Genomic DNA, 21,602 nt, shown 5'->3' with positions numbered 1-21,602 from the left:
CTGGCGCCAGCTAGATGAGTGACGTGTTACCTCATGGAGCGCGGCTACACAGCAACGCGGCGGTGCACTGAGGACTTAAGGCGAAGGGCCTTGCTCTGCTCCCTCTCCCCTCCGGGGAGAGGGAGGGGTGAGCCACCTGAAGGTGGTGAAGGGCGGGTGCTCGCGGTAAGGCCATCTATCCCAGTAGAAGCGAACCCTATGCGCGACCGCGGAGTTACAGTGTTACGTTGCGTAGGCTTGTCGCGTGTACGATGCGCCCCTACAAAAAACGCCCCGGGACGGGGCGTTTTGCTTTTGCCATGAATAAAGCCTTAGAGCTTCTTAGCCAACAACGCCTCGAGCTTGCGCTGATCCGCAGCAAACTTGCGGATGCCGTCGGCGAGTTTGTCGGTGGCCATGGCGTCTTCGTTGTGGCCCCAGCGGAAGGCGGCTTCGCTGAGCGGCGCCGGCTTGGCCTTGGTGGCGCCCTTGTCGCTCAGTGCGCGCTGAAGCGGTGACGATTCCAGCTCGAGCTTCTCCAGCAGGTCCGGGCTGATGGTGAGGCGATCGCAGCCTGCCAGCGCCTGGATCTGACCGATGTTGCGGAAGCTCGCGCCCATCACCACGGTGTGGAAGCCGTGTTCCTTGTACCAGTCGTAGATGCGGCGCACCGACTGCACGCCCGGATCTTCGTCCGGCGCATAGCTCTTGGTCGCGGTGTTGGCCACGTACCAGTCCATGATGCGGCCGACGAACGGCGAGATCAGGAACACGCCCGCTTCGGCGCAGGCCACCGCCTGCTCGAACGAGAACAGCAGGGTGAGGTTGCACTGGATGCCGCGCTTTTCCAGCTTTTCGGCGGCGCGAATGCCTTCCCACGTCGATGCGACCTTGATCAGGATGCGATCGCGCTTCACACCGGTCTGCTCGTACAGAGCGATCAAACGTTCGGCCTTGTCGATGGTGGCGTGGGTGTCAAATGACAGGCGCGCATCGACTTCGGTGGACACGCGGCCCGGCACCAGCTCGACGATCTTTCGGCCCACCGCCACGGCGAGGTGGTCGCAGGCATCGATCAGCTGCTGCTCGCGCGAGTTGCTTTCCGACTTCGCGCGCTGCACGGCTTCGTCAATGAGCGGCGCGTACGCCGGCAGCTCAGTGGCCTTCAGCAGCAGCGAAGGATTGGTGGTGGCGTCCACCGGGCGATAGCGGGCAATCGCCTCGATGTCGCCGGTGTCGGCGACTACGGTGGTGTACTGGCGTAGTTGTTCGAGTTGGGAGGACACGTCGATATCCGTTGGGCTGAATGGGTGATTTTACGCGTCGTCAGACTCGGGCGCATGCATCGGGCGGGTCTCATCGCTGCCGGTGACGATCCGGGCGTGGCGCTGGTAGGTCCAGTACGCCCAGGCCCAGTCCAGCAGCACCACCAGGCGGTTGCGAAAGCCGATCAGGAAATACACGTGGGCCACCAGCCATACCCACCAGGCGACCAGCCCGGAGAACTTCACGCGCCCAAACTGCGCCACCGCCGCCATGCGGCCTATGGTGGCCAGCGCGCCGTCGTCGCGGTAGCGGAAGGGCTTGGTCGTGCCGTCGCCACGCAAGCGGGCGCGAATGGCGGCCGCCACATATCGACCCATTTGCTTGGCCGCGGGCGCCACGCCAGGCACCGCCTTGCCATCGGGTTGCGTCACGGTGGCGAGATCGCCGATCACGAAGACATCGGGATGGCCGGGCAGGCTGAGATCGTCGGTCACCTCCACGCGTCCGGCCTTGTCGACCGGCGCGCCGAGCAGGCGTCCCAGCGGTGAGGCGGCGACGCCGGCGGCCCACAGCACGGTGCGTGCTTGCAGTGCCGTGTCGCCGAGCATCACGCCGTGCGCGTCGATGTCGGTGACGGACGTGCCCGTGCGAACCTCCACGCCGAGCTTTTCCAGCTGGCGGCGCGCCTTCTCCGAGAGATCCTCATCGAAGGCAGGTAACAGGCGCGGCCCGGCTTCCACCAGCAGCACATTCGCCTGGCTTAGATCGGCGCGGCGAAATTCGCGCGGCAAAGTGTGGCGAGCAATTTCGGCGAGTGTGCCAGCCAACTCCACGCCAGTGGCGCCACCGCCGACCACGACGAAGTTGAGCCATGCCTGTCGCCATGACGGATCGTCTTCGCGCTCGGCATGCTCGAACGCGAGCAGTACCCGGCGACGGATGGTGAAGGCGTCATCCAGCGTCTTCAGTCCGGGTGCGTGGGGCATCCACGCATCGTGGCCGAAATAGGCATGCGTGGCACCAGTGGCGACAATGAGGAAGTCGTAGTCCAGGTCGCCCTGCGCGAGGCGCACGCGATGCTGTGCCACGTCGACATCCAGCGCCTCGTCCATCAGTACGGTGACATTGGATTGCTTGCGAAGAATCTGTCGCAGCGGCGCGGCGATGGACGGTGCGGAAAGGCCGGCGGTCGCGACCTGATAGAGCAACGGCTGGAACAGATGATGGTTGCGACGGTCGATCACGGTGATGCGGACATCCGAGTTGGCCAATCCGCGTGCCGCCGCCAGCCCACCGAAGCCTCCGCCGAGAATGACGACATGGGGACGTGTATCGGGAGATCGTGCGTTGCCTTCCATGTGATGCCTCATGCGAGATAGGGAATCGTTGAAGGTGTCGCAGCCGGTCCCGATGGCTCAGTAGAGATCGACCGGATCGACGTCGAGCGACCAGCGCACGCGACGCGCCGAAGGCAGCGTGGACAGCGTGCGATACCAGGGACGCAGTGCTCCATGCAGCACGCCGCGGCTGTCGGCTTCGATCAGCAGTTGCCCGCGATGACGACCCGCACGCAGCGGCATGGGCGCGGGCATCGGGCCGGCGATTTGGAGCGGCGCACCCGCCAGCGCGGCACACGCCTCAGCGAGGAATACATCCACGTGCTCGCGTTGGTGCGCCTCGGCGCGCAGCAGCACCTGGTGACCATAGGGCGGCAGCTGCACGCTGCGCCGTTCGTCCAGCAATGAGTTAGCCGCCGCTGCATAACCTTGCGCGAGCAGCTGGCGCAGCAAGGGATGCTCGGGATGATGCGTCTGCAACAGCACGCGCCCCGGCTTGCTGGCGCGGCCCGCGCGACCGGCCACTTGCACTACCAGCTGGGAGAGCCGTTCGCTGGCGCGGAAGTCCACACTGAGCAGGCCTTCATCCACGCCGACGATGGCCACAAGGGTGAGGTTGGGCAGGTCGTGGCCTTTGGCCAGCATTTGTGTGCCGACGAGGATCGCCGGACGGTCTTCATGCAGCCCTTCCAGCAGTTGTTCGAAGGCATCGCGGCGACGTGTGGTTTCACGATCGATGCGCAGTACCGGCACGTCGGGGAATTGCGCAGCGAGCGCTTCTTCCAGCCGTTCCGTGCCCTGGCCTTGCGGCTTGAGATCGGGCGCCGCGCAGGCGGGGCATTGTTGCGGCACACGCGAGGTGTAGTCGCAGTGGTGACAGATGAGCTGGCGGCGCCCGGCATGCAGTGTCATGGGGTGTTCGCAACGCGGGCACTCGGCGTGCCAGCCGCAGGCGTAGCAAAGCAATACCGGCGCATAACCGCGGCGATTGCGGAACACCAGCGCCTGCTCGCCACGCGCTACGGTGTCGGCCACTGCCGCCAGCAGTGCGGGCGAAAGGCCGTGGTCCAGTCGCTGCGCGCGCATGTCCACGATCTGCACCTGCGGCGCACGAATCGCACCGGGACGCGCACGCAGATGCAGCGTGCGGTAGCGACCGGACGTTGCGTTGGCCAGCGATTCCAGCGAAGGCGTGGCCGAACCCAGCACCACTGGCACGTTCAGTGCGCGGGCGCGTAGCAGCGCGAGGTCGCGCGCGTGGTAGCGGAAACCTTCCTGCTGCTTGTAGGCGCTGTCGTGTTCCTCATCCACCACGATCAGCCCCGCGTGCGGCAGCGGCGTGAACACCGCCGAGCGCGTACCCAGGATGACCTTGGCCTCGCCCGAGCGTGCGCGCAGCCAGGCGCGTGCGCGATCACCCTCGGCGAGGTTGGAATGCAGCACCTGCACGGCCACGCCCAGACGCTCGCGCAGCCGACGCACCGTCTGCGGCGCCAGTCCGATCTCCGGCACCAGCAGCAAGGCCTGCTTGCCTTGGGCGATGACCTGCTCGATCAGCGCGAGATAAACCTCGGTCTTGCCGCTGCCGGTAACGCCGTCCAGCAGAAAGGGCTGGAACTGTCCCAGCGTTTCACTGATCGCGCTTACCGCCTGTTGCTGCTCGGCGGTGAGGTTGGGCGGCGAGGTGATCGGCGCGGGCACGGCGGACGCGATTTCGGCGCGGGCAATCAACCCGGCGTCATCGAGCCGGCGGGCGGCATCGCGCCAGCCCGGCAACACTTCGTGCAGCAGCTCGGCGGTCTGCGGCCCGCGGGCAAGGGCTTCGAGCAGCGCGCGGCTGCTTCCTCGCCGGCTTCCGGCATCCAGCGCACTGCGACCGGCCGCGGTCAGCGACCAGGCTTCCTCGCGAAGGTCCGGGAGCGGGCGATCCTCGCGCAGGGCCAGGGGCAGGGCATTGGCATAGGCCTCACCCGGTGCGCCCAGCCAGTAGTCGGCGGCGCGGGCGAGAGTGGCCATCAGTTCGGCATCGAGCAGAGGGGCGTCGTCCAGTACGCGCAGCACGCGCTTGAGGCGCGCATTGCCCACCGCGGTCTCGACGTTCGTCTCAACCACGATGCCTACCGACTTGCCCTTGCCGAACGGAACCAGCACGCGACTACCCGCGACAGCCTGGCCGGAGGAGGGCGGCAAGTAGTCGAACAGGGTCGGTAGGGGAACCGGGAGGGCGACGCGAAGGACGGCAGGCATGGAATCGATCAGAGCATCCCTGTGGCAGGGCAGTGTAACCGGCCCGTGGTGTGCTGAAACGGGCCCCTGGTTGGCAACGTGCGGCGGCGAATGGTCTACCAGCGCCAGTTTGCGGCCGCTTGCTGCCCCGTCATCTAGGAATGGGGTCTAAGTGACTATTGGCAGGGGCCTTTTGGCTTTATCCACAACCTCTGTGGATAAGTCTGTGGATCGTGCGTTGAGGGAGGGCCGCCAAGCGCATGAAAACGGCCTTCAGGACGCTCTGCGTAAGTTTTAACCAAGCAGAAATATATTTTAAATTCAGTGACTTATATTTTCCACTTGGCTGGGGTTCACATAACTGCCACAGGCATGAGACTTGCCTTGACAGCCATGTGACGCTGTGCAAAACCCCGATTCCGATGTGGCTTCAGGCGCCGCGAACCTGCACCACTGCGCAGGTTTGGTGTGATCTGGTTCTCAATGTGCGAGTCCGAGCACGACCGCAAAGCTCAGTGCAATGACGAGCAGCCAGAGGTAGCACCAGCCCACCACGAAGTACTTCAGGACGGTCATCGTCCAGCCCTGGCGATAGACCCGCTTTTGCATGACCAGAAGATAGACCGGCGCCCAAATCAGGAAGGCCACCTCGATATAGCCCACGATGGTGCCCGCCCATGACGCATGGGACGACAGCCAGCTCCTGAACATGGACAGCAGGGCGACCAGGAACAGGGTGAGGAACAGGAAGGCGTGGCTGTGCAGCGCCACGATCAAATGCTCCATGTATAGCCGTCGCTTGAAGAGATAGATCATCTTCAGGAACAGGGCGAAGGCCGGCATCAGCACGAACATGGTCTGGGGCAACACGGCGAAGATGCCCGCCACGATGCGGTCCTGTGCCTCGGCGCCCGCTTCGCCGCCATCCATGAAACCCTTGGCGTTCATGGCCGCATGTTTCGCGGCCCGGTTGAGGCTGGCATTCATGCCGTCCGTAAGCCAGCTGATCTGCACTGGCTTGGATTTGAAGCTCATGGATTGCTCAGGCTCGATCTCGATCAGCGGCGCGCCAAGTTGGGTCAGGCGGTGGTTGGCGCGATCGCGCTCTATCGTGAGCGTGCGCTTCAGGGTCTTGCGGGTGGCTTTACCGAGGTCACCCTCGCCCTGGACTCCCTTCAAGCCGTCTTCGAGGCCTTTGGCCATGCGGTCATAGCGCGCGTGCACCGCTGTGCTGGTCAGATCCTGTGCGAACTCGCCCGTGCCCTGGCTCTCTACAAGGTCCTCGCCGCCCAGGTGCACATTGTTGAGCGCGAGGTGGCAAACGAAGAACGCCAGCAGGCACAGCACGAACATCAGGCGAAATGGCGCCACGTAGCGTTGGCGGCGGCCGGAGAAATATTCCATGGTGAGGAAGCCGGGCCGGTACAGCAGCGGCGGCACGGTGTGCACCACGCGGCCGTCCACGTGAAACACCATGTCCAGCGTGTCCTCGACCATGTGATGCATCGGCCGCAACACGGTGTGGATGGACTGTCCACATTCATGGCAGTACTCACCCTGCATCGGCGCCCTGCAGTTGGCGCAGTGCACCCCTTCGAACGACACCAATTCCTTTTTCATGTGTCTCCCCCGAACGGACAAGCCCGGAATCTTGGCACAAGCGGCCGATGCCGACAGCCCCTGTGGGCGTCTGTTTGAAGTGCATGACCGGAGGTCGCTGGCACGGCTGCGCTAGAATGCCCGGCCCAGGAGTCTCTCTATGCAGTCTTTCCGCCCCGATCGCGCCAGGGTGGCGCACGAGGTCGGCGCCACGGTGCGTCTTGCCCTTCCCCTGATCGCCGCGCAGCTTGCCGCGGTGGGTCCGAACTTCGTTGATGCCGTGCTGGCCGGTCACTTGAACGCGCATGTGCAGGCGGCAGTCACGACCGCGGTGAGCATCTGGGCGTTGGCGCTGGTCAGCGGCCTGGGCATGATGATGGCGGTGCCGCCTTCGGTGGCGCAGTTGGATGGTGCGGGTCGCCGCCACGAAGTGGGCGCCGTGTTCGTGCAGGCGCTGTGGCTGGCCTGGGGCATGGGCATCGTCATGTGGTTCCTGGTGCGCAACGCCACGCCGATGCTGGACTGGATCGGCGTGGTGCCGACGCTGCGCGCTGATGTCATGCACTTTCTGCATGCCATCAGCTGGGCCGGCCCGGCGCTCACCAGCTACTTCGCGTTGCGCGGTCTTTCTGAAGGGCTGTCGATGACGCGCCCCTCTATGTATTTCAGCTTCGGCGGCCTGCTGGTACTGGCGCCGCTGGGCTACGTGCTGATGTACGGCAAGTTCGGCTTGCCCGCACTGGGTTCGCTGGGCAGCGGCATCGCCACCGCCATCGTGCTGTGGCTGGAGATGCTGGGCTTTGCGCTGTACGTCGCCAAGCATCCCGCCTATCGCGACCTGGGCCTGCGCGAAGGCCTGGCCTGGCCCAAGCCGAAAGTGCTGCTGGAGCTGTTGAAGATCGGCGGCCCCATGGCGGTGACCCTGCTCGCCGAAGGCGGCCTGTTCGTGGCTGTCGCGCTAGTCATTGCGACCTTGGGTGAGACGGTGGTGGCCAGCCATCAGGTGGCGCTGAGCGTGGCGACGGTGGCCTTCATGATTCCGCTGGGCCTGTCGATGGCAATCACCGTGCGCGTGGGCAACGCGGTGGGTCGCGGCGATGCACGCGGCGTGCGTTATGCGGGCTTTTGCGGCATCGCGCTGGCGCTGGGCCTGCAGGCGGTTTCATCGTCGGTGATGCTCGGCATTCCGAATCTGCTGGCCCGCCTGTATACGCATGACGCGGCAGTGATCGCGCTGGCCGCGCAGCTGATGCTGTTGGCCGGGTTCTTCCAGTTCTCCGATGGCATCCAGGTCACCTCCAATGGCGCGCTGCGCGGCCTGAAGGACACCCGCGTACCGATGGTCATCACTCTGTTTGCCTACTGGTGCGTTGGTATGCCGGTGGGTTGGTGGCTGGCGTTTCCCCATGGCATGGGCGCGCGTGGCATGTGGATGGGGCTGATCGCCGGGCTGAGCATGGCCGCCGTGTTGCTGTTCGCGCGGTTCTGGCGGAACGCGTTTCATGAGACGTGGCGGCGACGGGGGTGAGGGTGCGCTTTGCTCGGTTGTTGCTTGGAGGCTAGGTTGTCGGCTATGCGGCGGACGTTTCGAGCGCTTCTGCTCCTTCTCCCCTTTGGGCGACCCGAAGGTAGTCCCTGTGGGAGAGAAGGTTGGGATGAGGGGCGGGTGCTTGCCATGACGCTACAGCTGAGCGGTGTCGCCAGCTTGCCGCTTACGCAGCGGGCGTTTCGACTGCCTGCCGGCAGCCGAGTCACTTTTCTTTGCTGGCTCAAAGAAAAGTAACCCAAAGAAATGGCCTTAAAGGCTCATAGCGGCAGGTGGGATAGGAGCCTGAAGGACGTCGCCAGACGGCTAGGTTGCGGCCCCTGGTTATGCACAGCCGCTACACCGCAACGCGCCGGAGCGCAGAGGGCTTAAAGCATGCGCTTTGTGGCTATCTTTCGGTTGCGGCAAAAGTTTCGACCTTCGGCCGACCCCGCTTTAAGTCCTCACCACCTTGACGCCTCGCGGTGTAGCGGCTGCATATAACCTTGGGGAGTCAACTCTCTGATTACAGAGACATCCCAACGCTTCTATCCCACGGCGCGCTGCCAGCTCTAGAGGCTCTTTCTTTGGGTTACTTTTCTTTGAGCCAGCAAAGAAAAGTGACTCGGCTGCCGGCAGGTGGTCGAAACGCCCGCTGCGTAAGCGGCAAGCTTGCTACATCGCCTGACTGTCGCGTTATCGCAAGCACCCGCCCCTCATCCCAACCTTCTCCCCGAGGGGGAGAAGGGGCAAAGAGCCGAGCCTCGTAGCTGTGCTGTCGCAAGATTGGCCTCTCATCCCAACCTTCTCTCCCACAGGGACTACCTTCGGGTCGCCAAAAAGGGAGAAGGGGCCAAGTGCCAACGCCAGCCTTATGTGTCATCAGCACCACATGACCTTCATCGCGCGAACGGCTACGCTGTCACGGACATCTTGAGGAAACTTCGCATGACGGAGCGCCGCCCCAACGGTTTCTGGGCTTTTCTCTGCGTCCTCGGGCGTGGCATCAACACGGTCAGGCTGGTGATCCTCAACCTGATCTTCTTCTTTTTACTGTTCTTGCTGATGCTGGTGCTGCTGGCCGGGTATCTCGGCAGCCGCGGTGAACACGCCGTTCAGAACGACAGCGTGCTGGTGATCAAGCCCAAGGGCGAGCTGGTCGAGCAGTACAGCATCGATCCGATGCAGCGCGCGCTGGCCCAGCTTTCCGACAATCCTCCCAAGCAGATTCAGCTGCGTGACCTGATCGGTGCCATTGATGCGGCCGCGAAGGATTCGCGCATCACGCGCATCCTGCTCGAACCCGGCGAGTTGCAGGGCGGCGGTTTCGCGGCGCTGCGCGAAGTGGGTGCCGCGCTGGATCGATTCCGTGCCGCCGGCAAGCCCGTGATCGTGTGGGCGCCGAATCTGGACCAGGGGCAGTACTACCTCGCCGCGCATGCCGACCGCATTCTGGTCGACCCGCAGGGCGGCGTGATGATTACGGGCCTCGCGAACTACCGCCTGTTCTACAAGGATCTGCTCGACAAGCTAGGCGTGGACGTGCACCTGTTCCGCGTGGGCCAGTTCAAGAGTGCGGCCGAACCGTACATCCTCGACCATGCGTCGCCCGAGGCGAAGGAAGCGGACAGCTTCTGGATGGGCGGCCTGTGGGACAGCTACATCAATGAAGTGGCGAAGCTGCGCAAGCTCGATACCGCCACCTTGCGCGCGGACATCGACACCCTGCCTGAAAAGATCGTCAGCACGCGCGGCGACCTGGGTCGGCTTTCGCTGGACCAGCACCTGGTCGATGGCCTGGCCACGCCGGCCGAGCTGGAGGCGATGATGCGCAAGGAAGGTGTGCCCGCCGGCAAGAAGGGTGAAGGGTTCCGCCAGATCTCCTTGCAGCGCTACGGCGCCAACCTGCCCGACGACGATGGCGGGCTCGACCCGGGCGTGTCGGTGGTGGTGGCTGAAGGGGAAATTTCCGGTGGCAAGCAGCCGCAGGGTACGGTGGGCGGCGATTCCACGGCGGCGCTGATCCGCGCCGCGCGCGGGGACAAGCGCACCAAGGCGTTGGTGTTGCGCGTCAACTCGCCGGGCGGCGAAGTGTATGCCGCCGAGCAGATTCGTCGCGAAGTCGCCTTGACCCGCGAGGCCGGCATTCCCGTGATCGTGTCGATGGGCAACGTGGCCGCCAGCGGCGGTTACTGGATCGCGATGAACGCCGATCGCATCTACGCCGAGCCCAACACCATCACCGGCTCTATCGGCATCTTCGGCATGGTGCTCACGGTGCCGGGCACGCTGGACAAGCTCGGGGTGAAGAACGACGGCGTGGGCACGGGTCCGCTCGCCGGTGCGTTCGACATCACGCGCCCGCTCGATCCCAAAGTGGGCACGGTGATCCAGGCGACCATCGAAAAGGGCTACCGCGATTTTGTCGGTCAGGTCGCCAAGGCGCGCGGCAAGCCGTATGACGCTATCGACACCATTGCGCAGGGTCGCGTGTGGACCGGCCAGCAGGCGATCGAGCGTGGCCTGGTCGATCAGCTCGGCGGCCTGGGCGACGCGGTGGCCGATGCCGCCACGCGCGCCAAGCTGGGTAAGCAGTATCCAGTGCGCTATGTGGAGGAATCGCTCGGCAGCTTCGAGCAGTTCTTGGTCAACCTCAACGAGAGTGCGATGGTGCAGGTCGCCCAGTCGTATGGCGTGCATCTGCCGACGTGGGTGGCGCATATCGATACTCTGGCGCCGGAGTTGAAGTTGCTGCGTACTGCGCAGGCGGGTCGTCCGAACATTTACGCCTATTGCTTCTGCACACCACGCTAAGCGTTCACCCGTTCAAGTGATGCAAAACAAAGGCCCCGGTGCGAACCGGGACCTTTGTGCTTTCCAGGTTGGCACCGCAGCTATGCGATAGCCGCGCTGTAGTAGTCGCCGTGTCGTTGAACGCGCACTGGCATGCCGAACGTTTCGGTCAAGGTGGCGTCAGTGAGTACGCTGGCCTTGTCGCCCTGACGCAGCAAACGCCCATCACGCAACAGCACAACCTGCGCGATCTCCGGCAGGATCTCCTCGATGTGATGCGTTACCAGTAGCAGCGTCGTGCCGCTGCGTGCGAGGCCGCGCAGGCTTTCCATGAAGCGGCGACGGCTGGCCATATCCAGGCCTGCGCAGGGTTCATCCAGCAGCAGTGCACGCGGACGATGCACCAGCGCGCGTGCGATCAGCACGCGTCTCGCCTCGCCCGTGGAGAGGCTGGCCATCTTGCGGCCCAGCAGGTGCGTGGCGCCGGCATGCGTAAGTGCTTCATCGGCACGCTCGCGCATCGCCGCGGTGATGCGATGGTCGAGCCCAAGCCGGCGCGCGGAGAAGAAACTCGTCAGCACGGCTTCGGACACTTCCAACGTGGCATCGCCGGTGCAGTCGTCCTGCAGCGATGGCGACACGATGCCGAGCAGGCTGCGCAACTCCGATACATGCCAGCGCTCGCGGCCGAATACGCGCAATGACGCGCGGCCATCCTCGCGCGCCAGCGGATACAGCTCGCGCGTCATCAAACGTACCAGCGTGGACTTGCCCGCGCCGTTGGCGCCGAGGATCGCGGTATGTTCGCCCGTGTCGATGCGCAGGCTGAGGTGATCCAGGATCAAGCGCTCGCCGCGCATCACACTGGCGTTGTCGATCTCCAGCAGCGGTGTGGAGACCAGTTCTGTGGAGTGAGGGAAATTCATACCACCACGATGCCTCTACCAGTCACGCATGCCAATCCCCGTAGGAGCGCACTTTGTGCGCGATCGTAGAAGTATGGCGTCATCGCTCCGTTGATTTGTCGCGCACAGGGTGCGTTCCTTCAAGGAGGCATGGATTACTGTTCGGCTGCCTCGATCTGCTGCTTCTGCTTCTCTGCCTGCTGGTCGACAGTCTTCTGCACATCGCGAGCGCGCTGTTCGTCTTTCTTGAGGTCATCCCAGGGCGTGGCGACGCGCGCCGTGCTGGCAGCGGCTGGCTGGGACACCGGTGCGGGCGGTTTGCCCGAGCAGGCGGCAAGAGCGCACACGCAGAACATCGGGGCAAGCCATTTCATGGGCAGTCCTCGCAGGAGTGGTCATCAGTGTCCCGCGTGCTGCCGTGGGCAGCAAGCTTGGCGCGGGGGCAAGACAGGTTCTAAGCTCAGCGTATGAACACGCGCATCGATGCCTGGCAATTGCAGGGCCACACTGCTTTGATTACCGGTGCCAGCAAGGGCATCGGTTACGCCGCCGCACGCGAGCTGGCAGGCCTGGGCGCCAACCTGTTGTTGGTGTCACGTGACGTCGATTACCTCGAACAGGTGATGGTGGAGTTGCTGGATGACTTCCCGGGCATCGAGGTGTTGGGCTTCGGCGCCGACCTCAGTGAGCAAGAGGAGCGGCTGGCGGTGTTCGACTGGGTCGCCGATCTGGGCGCGCCGCTGTCGCTGCTGATCAACAACGCAGGCGGCAACCAACCCGCGCCCACACTGTCCTATCGCGAGGACGAGTACCGCGCGATCTTCGAGCAGAACCTGTTCTCCGCCTTCGAGATGTGTCGGCTGGCGCATCCGCAGTTGGTGCAGCACGCGAACGCCGCCATCGTCAACGTGGGTTCGGTTTCCGGCTCAACGCATGTGCGTACCGGGTCGCCTTACGGCATGAGCAAGGCAGCGCTGCACCAGCTCACGCGCAACCTCGCGGTGGAGTGGGCCGCCGATGGCATCCGCGTCAATGCCGTGGCGCCCTGGTACATCCGCACGCAGCGCTCGGAGCCGGCGTTGGCCGACGACGAGTACCTGGACGAAGTACTGGACCGCACGCCGCTACGTCGTATCGGCGAGCCGGAAGAAGTGGCTGCGGCCATCGCCTTCCTCTGCCTGCCCGCGGCCAGCTACATCACTGGCCAGGTGCTGGCGGTGGATGGCGGTTTCCTCAACTACGGATTCTGAGCACGCGGTTGTCCACAGGGGATGTGGATTGTCCTTGGGCAAGCCTGTGGATAGATGCGCCAAGTGCGCGCCGGCGCAGTGGTTTCATCATCGTGCTCAATTTTACATCATGCTCCGCGCTGAGTTTTCCACAGCATCTGGGGAAAGCCTGGTGGCAAGCCTGTGGAAAAGTGCGCGCGAGCCTTATGTGGCAGACACTTGCATGACTTTGCGCAAGAAATGCGCAGCGAGCATTTCTCAGCAGTTGCGCAGTTGGCCGAGCAAGGTCGCCTCGCGCTTTTCCAGTGGTGGCCGGTCGCTCTTGAAGGCGCGTTTCAGCTTGGTCTCGTTGTCGTCGTAGGCATCGCGCAACGCGTGGCAGGTCTCGCTGTGGGTCAGTTCGCGGCACTGGTCCTGCACCCAGACGTAATACCTGGCGATCAGTCCCGGTGTGATGTGGCCGCGGTTGAGTTCGGGCGCGGAAGCGCCGGCGCCGTTGGGTGGTCCGTAGGCCTGCGACAGCGATAGCTGCGAGCCGAGAATGCCGTACGGCACCCGATAGGGTTGCGGGTCGCCGTTTTCGCTCAGATAGGTTTTGCCGTCCGTCGCGCTCATGCAGGCATACATCACCGGCAACGGAGCAAATGGTTCGGAAGGCGGTGGCGGTGGCGCCTGCACGGGAGCGGCGACGTCAGGCTCGTGCGCTCTCACAGGCGGCGGCGAGACAGGCACCGAATCATCCAGTTGCAGTACCTGCTGGCGCAGACCCGACGCGCAGGGTTTGTCCTGATAGGTCACCCGGCCATTGGCCGCTGTGCACTGGTAGGCGGTGCCGGCGTGGACCGGTACACCGATGCAAGCGATCAGGGCGAGGGCAGACAGTCGTCGGATCATGCGCAGGCCTGCTCCGGAATTGGCTCGACCCGTCGCCGTCGCGGGTCATCAGAACTCGGCGACGTGTTCTTCGGCGGCGAAACCCAGCGTTACCGCGCCTTCGCCCACATTGACCATGCCGGTGATGCTCATGGGCGCTTCCATCAGTTCCACACCACATTCTTCGCAGGCCGTGCGCAAATCGGCGTAGCCCGGCAGCTTGGCCAGTTCGGCAAGGTCGCCGCCGTAGCTTACGCACACCGCGGGCACGAGTAATCCGGCGTGCACGCGCTCGGCCACATAGTTGAACAGTGTTGCGGCGCCCTGCTCGAAACCACGCACCTTGCCCACCGGGCCGGTTTCGCCGCGATAGCCGCGCAGCAGCGGCTTGATGTCCAGCGCCGAACCGATCACGGCGCTGAACAGGCCCACGCTGCGGTCGCCCTTTTTCTTGGCGCGCGCGCGCAGGTAGTAGAGGTCGCGCGGCAGCATGTAGCCGTACGAGTTGTTGGCGATATAGGTGAGTCGTTCGCGGATAGCCGCCGGTGCCTCGCCCGCCTCGATCAGGCGCGCTGCCTCGACGATCGCCGGAGCAGAGCCGGCGAACAGGCTGCGCGTATCGATCACGCGCATCAGGAACGGCCCGGTGATGCCGTTCTTCTCGCGCACCTCGCGGTAGTTTTTCAGCACCGCGAAGCTTGCCTTGATCACATGCTCGTTGATGGAGCTGCGCGTGGCGGTGATGGTGAGGCAGAACACGCAGTCCTGTTCCAGCACCAGCTTGTCCAGGAACAGCTTCTGCACGTCTTCGATGGAGCACGGCTCGGTTTCTGCCGAATGGCTGCGGCTGCCGAGGTTGCGGTCGAGGAAGCGGTGGAGTTCGACCTGGTTGCGATTGTCCAGGAAGATCTCGTCGTCGACGCGGATAGTGATCGGCATCACCGCAATATGGTGCTTCTGCAGAAACGCCTGCGGTAGATCGCAGGACGCATCAATGGCCAGGCCCATCCGCATCGTGTCACTCCCCTACCTAACGGCGCGGCCAACATAGCACGCGCCCCCGCCACTTCAGACCCTGACTGTCGGGGCATACCTCTAGGACTTTTTCACCTCGGCGGCATCCCTAGCGCAGCTGCCGATACGTATCGGCGTCGAAGGCATCCACTTGAACCACGGCATTGCGCGCCTCATTGGCCTCGCCCAGCGCCGAATACTCTGCCGGCGTGATGATGCCCGCGGCCAACGCACGTTGGTCCAACTCGTCCTTGGGCGCGCGGTCGAGTTGGCCGGCGCGCACGGCGTCGCGCAGTTTGGTTTCCACCGGAATGGCACGCACCGCTTTGTCGAGCGCAGCTTCCAGTTCGCCCAGTCCTGGCTCGTGAGGGCCGGGCACGTGGATGTCTTCGGTCAAGTGAATGCGCGCCTCGCGATCCTCAAGAATGGCGCGTGCGGCGCGTTGACCAAGACGGTCCGAGGGCGGACGAAAGCGGGCGCCCAGCGGGAATACCAACAGTCGCGCAAAGCCCGCTGCGAGGCCCGATGGCAGGTTGTCCAACACGCCGCGCAACGCCTCCTGCGTGCGATACAGCGCCAATGCCACGCCCCAGCGCGCGAGGTCGTAGTTGGAGGCGAGCTTGGGTTCGTCGTGATAGCGCTTGAGGGTGGCCGCAGCCAGGTATTGCCAGGCCAACGCATCGGCCAACCGGCCCGAGATCTTTTCCCGGCGCTTGAGTGAACCGCCCAGCGTGATCATGCACAGGTCCGAAACGAAGGCGAACGCCGAGGCGAACCGCGTGAGGTGCTGGTACTGGCGCCGCAACTCGCTGTCGGCCGGTGCGCTTGCCAGTCGTGCGCCGCTCAGGCCAAGCAGCAGGGCGCGTACGCCACGCGTGAATACGAAGTTGATGTAGCCGAACGTGCAGCGATCGAAGGCGACCAGGTTCTTGGCGGCGATGGCTTCGATCAGTTTCTGCACCCACGGATGGCAGCGGATCGCTCCCTGGCCGTAGATGATCATCGAGCGGGTAAGGATGTTGGCGCCTTCCACCGTGATGCCGATCGGCACCGACATCCACATGCGTGAGAGCGCATTGCGCGGCCCGCGCTGGATCGCCGCGCCGGCGCGAATGTCCATCGCATCGCTGACCACTTCGCGCATGGCGTCCGTGAGGTAGGCTTTGGCGATGGAGCCGAGCACGGCTGGTTTTTCGCCGGCATCGAGCGCACCGCAGGTAAGTGTGCGTGTGGCGGTCATGAGGTAGGTGAGGCCGGCAATGCGCGCCAGCGGTTCCTCGATGCCTTCGAAGCGGCCGATGGGCGTGTCGAACTGTTCGCGCACCGTCGCATAGGCACCGCAGATGCGCGTGGCCATCTGCGCTGCGCCAACCGCCAGTGCGGGCAGCGAGATGGAACGACCTGCAGCGAGGCTTTCCATCAGCATGCGCCAGCCATGCCCTGCCTGTTCGACGCCGCCGATGATGGCGTCCATCGGCACGAACACGTCATGGCCTTCGGTGGGGCCGTTGGCGAAAGGCACGCCCATCGGATCGTGATGCTTGCCGATCATCACGCCGGGCAGGCCGCGCTGGATCAGCGCGCAGGTAATGCCACGGTCGACGGGTCCTCCGAGCAGGCCGTTCGGGTCCTTCAAACGGAAGGCCAAACCAATCAGCGTCGCCACGGGTGCCAGAGTGATATAGCGCTTGTTCCAGTTGAGGCGCAGACCGATCACTTCTTCGCCCTGCCAGTGTCCCCATTCCACGATGCCTTCCGATTGAGTGGCGGCGGCATCGGAGCCAGCTTCGGGGCCGGTCAGGGCGAAGCAGGGCACATCTCGGCCGTCGGCCAGGCGAGGCAGGTAACGCTGCTTCTGTTCCTCGGTGCCGTAATGCAGCAGCAGTTCGCCGGGCCCGAGCGAGTTGGGCACCATCACCGTGACGGCTGCGGCCACCGAACGCGTGGCGATGCGGGTGACCACGCGCGAGTGGCCGATCTCGGACATACCCAACCCGCCGAAGCTCTCGGGCAACACCATGCCGAAGAAGCGCTCGCGCTTGATGTAGTCCCACACCTCGGGTGGCAGGTCGCGGTCCTGCTCGATCTGCCAGTCGTCCAGCATCTCGCACAGCTTCGTCACCGGCCCGTCCATGAAGGCCTGCTCGCGTGGGCTTAGCGGCTTGCACTCGAAACGCAGCAACGCATCCCAGTCCGGCGTACCGGAGAAGATCTGCGCGTCCCACCACACGGTGCCGGCTTCCAGCGCGATGCGTTCGGTGTCGCCAAGTCGCGGCATCACCCTGCCCAGTTTCGGCAGCAGCGCGCGGGCGAAGAGCGCGCGACGCAGCGGCGCGAAACCGGTTACGAGTGCAACCAATGCGGTGACAAATAGCAGTCCATATATAAGGAGTGGCGAGGACACCCCTCGGACGGCCCACGTGGCGAAGAGAACCGCAGCGGCGCCCACCCAGGCCAGCCAGCCGCGGCCCATGAAAGCGAAGCCCAGTAGAACGATCAGCGCAACGAGCAAACCGATAAGCAACATGGTGGTCTCCCTCAGGACCAGGCCATGGTGACGGTGAATGCTTCAAGAAAGTGCAAAGAGCCGCCGGACACGAACCGTTTCTGCGCCCACCGTTGCCAAATCCCCGCCTTGCAGCAGGTAAGATGCGCGCACTGATCTGGCATCTTGCCGGCGTGGCGTCGCCGGTAACGCGCAGCGGGACAGCAAACGCTGCGCTGACCCAAGGGGTCTTATGAAGGACAAACAGGAGATCGTCTCCAACTGGCTGCCGCGCTATACCGGTACGTCTCTGGAGCAGTTCGGCCAGCACATCCTGCTGACCAATTTCGGCCACTACGTGGAGTTGTTCGCGGAATGGCACGGTGTGGAAGTGCAGGGGCGCGACAAACCTATGCCCAACGCCACCGCCGACGGCATCACCCTCATCAACTTCGGCATGGGCAGCCCCAACGCTGCCACGGTGATGGACCTGCTCAGCGCCATCAGCCCCAAGGCCGCGCTGTTCCTGGGCAAGTGCGGGGGCCTCAAGAAGAAGAACGCCATCGGCGACCTGGTGTTGCCTATTGCCGCCATCCGCGGCGAGGGCACCTCCAACGACTACCTGCTGCCCGAGGTGCCCGCGCTGCCGGCGTTCCAGCTGCAGCGCGGCGTGTCCACCATGATCCGCGACCTTGGCTACGACTACTGGACCGGCACGGTGTACACCACCAACCGCCGGGTCTGGGAACATGACGAGGCCTTCAAGGAATACCTGCGCCGTACCCGCTGCATGGCGGTGGATATGGAGACGGCCACCATCTTCGCGGCCGGTTTCGCTAACAAAATCCCCTGTGGCGCCCTGCTGCTGGTCTCCGACCAGCCCATGATCCCCGAGGGTGTTAAGACGGAATTAAGCGACCGTACCGTGACGGCGCAGTTTGTTGAGCGCCACATACGCATCGGTATAGAAGCCTTGAAACTGGTGCGGCGCAATGGTCGCAGCGTCAAGCACTTACGCTTCGAAGACGATGGCGGGGCGGATTGATTCTTCGACGAATCAGCGACCTGGCCATGGTTTGCCGGCCTTGGGCCGGGTCGCCTTCACCGTGATTTCACCCCCTTCACACGATGGTCATTGCAGCGCAGCAACGACTTTGGGCGCTAGGGAGCGGCCTGTTTCACCTCGGTAATTCGAAAGTATTTACGTTACCTGTCGTGACAAGGCAAATTCCTGCTGTATAGATTTTATTGACTATCTGTAAGTAAAGCGTGATAAATGCGCAGCGCTGTAGACCTCGGTCTACCCCTATTTTTGGGTGACTCGGGCGCGGGTTTGAGGCGGGGATTCTTTCAAACCCAGTCATAAATAAATAATCGGGAGGGTGTTCTCATGAAGTTCGGGGAAAATAAACTGTGCACGTCGGTCCGCCTGGCTCTGTCGCTGGGCATGCTCACTGCGAGCGCCTACGGCACTACAGCTTTCGCGCAGGACGCGCCGCAGTCCGCTACGCCGCCAGATCAGACCAAGAGCAAGACGCTCGAAACGGTCACCGTGACCGGTTCGCTGATTCGCCGCGTAGACGTCGAGACGGCCAGCCCGGTCGTCACGATTGATCGTGCGCAAATTCAGGCCACCGGCAAGCAGACGCTTGGCGACCTGGTCCAGCAGCTGCCGGCCATGACCGGCGGTAACGTCAACCCGCAGACCAACAACGGTGGCGGTACCGGTGGCTCGTCCATCAACCTGCGCGGTCTGGGTTCGCGTCGTACGTTGATCCTGATCGACGGCCAGCGCCTGCTCAGCAAAGATCCGAACGCCATTCCGGCTGATCTGATCGAGCGCATCGAAGTGCTGCCGACCGGTGCTTCGGCAACCTACGGTTCGGACGCCATCGGCGGCGTGGTGAACTTCATCACGCGCAAGAACTACCAGGGTGCGACCTTCACCGCCAACGTCGGCCAGTCCGACCATCAGGACGGTGACCAGAGCGGCTATACCTTCACTTTCGGACAGACGTCCGACAAGGGAAGCATCATGGCCGGCCTGAACTACAACAAGCAGGACGGCGTGCTGTCGGCCAACCGCGACTTCTCCAAGAACGCGCTGAGCCTTTCGGGTACCCAGGTTGCTGTTGGTGGTTCGTCGTCCACTCCGGTGGGCCGCATCCAGATTTCTCCGGCCCTCGCAGCATCGTCGGGTCTCAATTGCACGCGCATTTCGCTTAGCTCTGGTGGCAACAGCCAGGTTGTCAGCCCGGCCAACTACCATTGCTACGGCAACGCCGACAAGTACAACTACGCGGCGGTCAACCTGATCATGACCCCGCAGGAGCGTACGGGCGGGTTCATCAACGGTGAGTACCACCTTGCCGACCACGTGACGGCCTACGTCGATGCCGTCTACCAGAAGACCTCCGCCAACTTCCAGCTGGCTCCGGCGGTCTATGGTTCGACCTCGACCGGTGCGGTGATCGACCCGAACAACGCGTTCAACCCGTTCGGCAACGGCTACGGCACGGCTAACGGCCTTGCCTTCACCTCCCGTCTGACCTCCAACGGCGTCCGTATGGCGTCCGTGGGTCGCAGCGATGCCCAGATCAACACGGGCTTCAAGGGTGACTTCACCGTTTTCGACAAGAACTGGAACTGGGACGCCGGCTTCAACTACGGTCATCAGAGCGTCGTCACCACGACCAATGGCCTGGTTGACCAGAGCAAGCTCTACACCGGTGCCTCCACCAAGAACCCAGACGGTACGGCATCGTGCCCGGCTGGCGTCGACCCGGTGGCCTGCCAGTTCAATCCGTTCGACATCAATCAGCCGGGCAGTGTGGCGGCGATCAAGGCGGCCAACGTCGCGGCGCCTTCCAACAGCTTCCTGATCGAGAAGACCTGGCACGCTGGCCTCAGCGGTGAGGTGTTCAGCCTGCCCGCAGGTGCCGTGCAGCTGGCTGCTGGCCTCGAGTACCGTAAGGACTACCAGCACACGATCCCGGCCCCGCAGCTGGTCATCGACCCCAGCACCGGCAGCTGTATTCTGGGCAGCCAGTGTCTGAGTGCCGTCCAGGGTGGCTATAACACCAAGGACATCTACGCCGAAACGTTCATCCCGATCCTCTCGGGTGTGCCGTTCGCACAGTCGCTGAACCTGACCATCGGTGACCGTTACTCGCGCATCCAGACCTTCGGCAGCACGAACAACTTCAAGTTCGCGCTGGAGTGGAAGCCGATCGACGACCTGCTGCTGCGCGGAACGATGGAAGACGTGTTCCGTGCACCGAACCTGACCGAGCTGTACTTCTCGGGTTCGGACGCACCGCTGATCCACACCGATCCTTGCACGAACTACGCCGGTGCACCGGCCGGTTCGCCGCTGGCTATCGCCTGCGCCAATGTGCCCCCGACCGGCAACTTCCAGAACAACTATGTGGTCTCGCAGACCCAGGCTGGTGCGGTTGTCCAGGGTTCGCGCGTCGCTGGCTTCCAGGTCAAGCCGGAGCACGGCAAGTCGTATGACTTCGGCTTCGTGTACAGCCCCTCGTATGTGCCGGGTCTGTCCACCACCGTCGACCTGTGGCGTGTCAACCTCAACAACACCATCACCACGGTCGGTCTGCAGAGCTTGCTGAACCTGTGCGCCGCCGGTTCGACGGTGTACTGCCAGTACATCCAGCGCCAGCCCACGGGCCCGAACGCTGGTCAGTTGCTGCAGTCCACGGTTGAGCCGACCGGTAACCTGGGTGCTCTGAACACCTCCGGTCTCGACTTCTCGGCCAACTACAAGCTGCCGCAGTTCTCGTTCGGCCAGTTCAATGTCGGCATCAATGCGACCTACCTGAAGTACTACGATCAGGTAACCGCGCCGGGTGTTGCTGGCAGCGTCACGTACAAGAACGCTGGCCACTTCCTGCCGTACGGTTCGGCTCCTTCGGCCGCATGTCCGGATAACGTGGGCGTCTGCTTGTTCCCGCGCTGGCGTGGTCAGGGCTTCGTCGATTGGCAGGCTGGCGGCTGGAGTGCCCAGTGGCGCATGCGCTACATCGGTCGCTTCCAGAACGGCGGTGCGACGGGTTCGCCGCAGGATAGCTTCCCGAACGGTGAGTCGGGCACGATCCTCAAGTACGGTGCTACGGTCTACAACGATGCGTCGGTGGGCTACAACATCGCACCGATCAACACCCGCGTGGACTTCGGTATCAACAACCTGTTCGACAAGCAGCCGCCTATGCTGTACGCGAACAACACGCTCAACGCCAACACCGACCCGAGCGACTTCGACCTGATGGGCCGCTACTTCTGGGCTCGCGTGACGGTTAAGTTCTAAGTCGTAGATATAAGCGTTAACCTTGAGGGCCGCGTGATTTTCACGCG

The 21,602-nt window shown here is 63.7% G+C and carries 14 protein-coding genes; 5 read left to right on the top strand and 9 right to left on the bottom strand.

Annotated elements, in window-relative coordinates:
* Window positions 1–311: 311 nt before the first annotated feature.
* From tal to AC3CBN_RS01810, 4 genes are all read right to left on the bottom strand, one after another.
* Entirely contained in the window at window positions 312–1,265 is a 954-nt protein-coding gene (gene tal / locus AC3CBN_RS01825) for a transaldolase (RefSeq protein ID WP_488635125.1), read from the bottom strand.
* Window positions 1,266–1,295: 30 nt separating this feature from the next.
* On the bottom strand, window positions 1,296–2,603 hold the full coding sequence (locus AC3CBN_RS01820; protein WP_488635124.1) for an NAD(P)/FAD-dependent oxidoreductase: 1,308 nt from the start codon (window positions 2,601–2,603) through the stop codon (window positions 1,296–1,298).
* Window positions 2,604–2,660: 57 nt separating this feature from the next.
* Entirely contained in the window at window positions 2,661–4,838 is a 2,178-nt protein-coding gene (locus AC3CBN_RS01815; protein ID WP_488636643.1) for a primosomal protein N', read from the bottom strand.
* Between the two features lie 450 nt (window positions 4,839–5,288).
* Complete coding sequence (locus tag AC3CBN_RS01810; protein ID WP_488635123.1) at window positions 5,289–6,428, bottom strand: DUF3667 domain-containing protein; 1,140 nt, start codon at window positions 6,426–6,428, stop codon at window positions 5,289–5,291.
* A gap of 139 nt (window positions 6,429–6,567) precedes the next feature.
* Here AC3CBN_RS01810 and AC3CBN_RS01805 point away from each other — a divergent pair, with 139 nt between their 5' ends.
* Window positions 6,568–7,935 carry an MATE family efflux transporter gene (locus AC3CBN_RS01805; protein ID WP_488635122.1) on the top strand — a complete coding sequence of 456 codons (1,368 nt, stop codon included), beginning with the start codon at window positions 6,568–6,570 and terminating at the stop codon, window positions 7,933–7,935.
* A 945-nt stretch (window positions 7,936–8,880) separates the two neighbouring features.
* On the top strand, window positions 8,881–10,746 hold the full coding sequence (gene sppA / locus AC3CBN_RS01800; RefSeq protein WP_488635121.1) for a signal peptide peptidase SppA: 1,866 nt from the start codon (window positions 8,881–8,883) through the stop codon (window positions 10,744–10,746).
* Window positions 10,747–10,826: 80 nt separating this feature from the next.
* On the opposite strand, the gene AC3CBN_RS01795 is transcribed toward sppA, so the two are convergent.
* Together AC3CBN_RS01795 and AC3CBN_RS01790 are read right to left on the bottom strand one after the other, a co-directional pair.
* A complete protein-coding gene (locus tag AC3CBN_RS01795; protein WP_488635120.1) occupies window positions 10,827–11,651 on the bottom strand; it encodes an ABC transporter ATP-binding protein in 825 nt (274 codons plus the stop codon).
* A 134-nt stretch (window positions 11,652–11,785) separates the two neighbouring features.
* A complete protein-coding gene (locus tag AC3CBN_RS01790; protein WP_488635119.1) occupies window positions 11,786–12,004 on the bottom strand; it encodes a hypothetical protein in 219 nt (72 codons plus the stop codon).
* 93 nt (window positions 12,005–12,097) lie between these two features.
* Between AC3CBN_RS01790 and AC3CBN_RS01785 the strand changes: the two genes are divergently transcribed.
* Window positions 12,098–12,880, top strand: coding sequence for an SDR family oxidoreductase (locus AC3CBN_RS01785; RefSeq protein ID WP_488635118.1), 783 nt, complete (start codon window positions 12,098–12,100; stop codon window positions 12,878–12,880).
* Between the two features lie 237 nt (window positions 12,881–13,117).
* Here the strand turns inward: AC3CBN_RS01785 and AC3CBN_RS01780 are convergent, their stop codons facing one another.
* From AC3CBN_RS01780 to AC3CBN_RS01770, 3 genes are all read right to left on the bottom strand, one after another.
* Window positions 13,118–13,753, bottom strand: coding sequence for a DUF4124 domain-containing protein (locus AC3CBN_RS01780; protein ID WP_488635117.1), 636 nt, complete (start codon window positions 13,751–13,753; stop codon window positions 13,118–13,120).
* A 48-nt stretch (window positions 13,754–13,801) separates the two neighbouring features.
* Window positions 13,802–14,746 carry a DegV family protein gene (locus AC3CBN_RS01775; protein ID WP_488635116.1) on the bottom strand — a complete coding sequence of 315 codons (945 nt, stop codon included), beginning with the start codon at window positions 14,744–14,746 and terminating at the stop codon, window positions 13,802–13,804.
* A gap of 109 nt (window positions 14,747–14,855) precedes the next feature.
* Window positions 14,856–17,273, bottom strand: a complete 2,418-nt coding sequence (locus tag AC3CBN_RS01770) for an acyl-CoA dehydrogenase (RefSeq protein ID WP_488635115.1) — start codon at window positions 17,271–17,273, stop codon at window positions 14,856–14,858.
* 211 nt (window positions 17,274–17,484) lie between these two features.
* On the opposite strand from AC3CBN_RS01770, the gene AC3CBN_RS01765 reads away from it, so the two are divergent.
* The gene (locus AC3CBN_RS01765; RefSeq protein ID WP_488635114.1) at window positions 17,485–18,276 is read left to right on the top strand and encodes an AMP nucleosidase; all 792 of its coding nucleotides are present in this window, start codon (window positions 17,485–17,487) and stop codon (window positions 18,274–18,276) included.
* A 345-nt stretch (window positions 18,277–18,621) separates the two neighbouring features.
* Window positions 18,622–21,555 carry a TonB-dependent receptor domain-containing protein gene (locus AC3CBN_RS01760; RefSeq protein WP_488635113.1) on the top strand — a complete coding sequence of 978 codons (2,934 nt, stop codon included), beginning with the start codon at window positions 18,622–18,624 and terminating at the stop codon, window positions 21,553–21,555.
* The last annotated feature ends 47 nt before the right edge of the window (window positions 21,556–21,602 follow it).

The sequence above is a fragment of the Dyella sp. OK584 genome, assembly GCF_057787755.1.
The sequence above is the reverse complement of the archived record's forward strand: the minus strand, read 5'-3'. Positions and strand labels throughout refer to the sequence as shown.